Genomic DNA, 861 nt, shown 5'->3' on the forward strand with positions numbered 1-861 from the left:
CAACCCACGATGCGCCGGGCGAACACGTCGACCACGAAGGCCACGTACAGCCAGCCCTGCCAGGTCGAGACGTACGTGAAGTCCGAGACCCACAGTTGATTGGGCCGCTGCGCGTGGAACTGCCGGTTGACCCGGTCCAGCGGGCACGGCGCTTTGGCATCGCTGACCGTGGTGCGCACGACCTTGCCGCGCACCACGCCGCGCAGGCCCAACCGGCGCATCAGCCGCTCCACGGTGCAGCGCGCCACCGCGACGCCCTCGCGCTGCAGCTGGCGCCAGACCTTGTCGGCACCGTAGACCTGCAGGTTGGACTGCCAGATGCGTTCGATGTGCGGTATCAGCGTCGCGTCGCGCTGCGCCCGGGCACTCCGCAGTTCCGGGTGGCGCTGGTGGGCCGCATGGCGCCGATAGGCCGACGGGGCAACCTGCAGTGCCCTGCAAATCGGCTCGACCCCAAGAGTGGCGCGGTGCTGGTCGATGAAGGCCTTCACGACTTCAGGCGGCGGTCGAGCTCCGCCTGGGCGAAAAACGCGCTGGCCAGCTTCAAGATCTCGTTGGCCTTGCGCAGTTCGCGCACCTCGCGTTCCAGTTCCTTGACGCGTTGTGCCTCGGCTGTGCTGGGGCCTTCGCGCAGGCCTGTGTCGCGTTCATGCTGACGTACCCAGTTCAACAGCGTCTGCGGCGTGCTGCCGATCTTGCCGGCGATTGACACCACCGCCGCCCACTGCGATTCGTACTCGCCTCGATGCTCGAACACCATGCGCACCGCGCGCTCGCGCACCTCGGGCGAAAACTTCACTGACTTCCTCATGGCTCCATCCTCTCAAAGATTGGAGCCTCCTCAAAATCCGGGGCGGTTCA

Annotated in this window: 1 pseudogene and 1 other annotated feature; the pseudogene reads right to left on the bottom strand. The window is 66.7% G+C overall.

The window, feature by feature from the left end:
• Positions 1-811: pseudogene (locus QQK43_RS23205) on the bottom strand (IS3 family transposase); the annotation flags it as partial.
• Positions 417-533, bottom strand: a sequence feature (AL1L pseudoknot). Its footprint overlaps the pseudogene before it by 117 nt.
• Positions 812-861: the final 50 nt, after the last annotated feature.

The organism is Hydrogenophaga electricum (genome assembly GCF_030160815.1).
GTDB lineage: Bacteria > Pseudomonadota > Gammaproteobacteria > Burkholderiales > Burkholderiaceae_C > Hydrogenophaga > Hydrogenophaga electricum.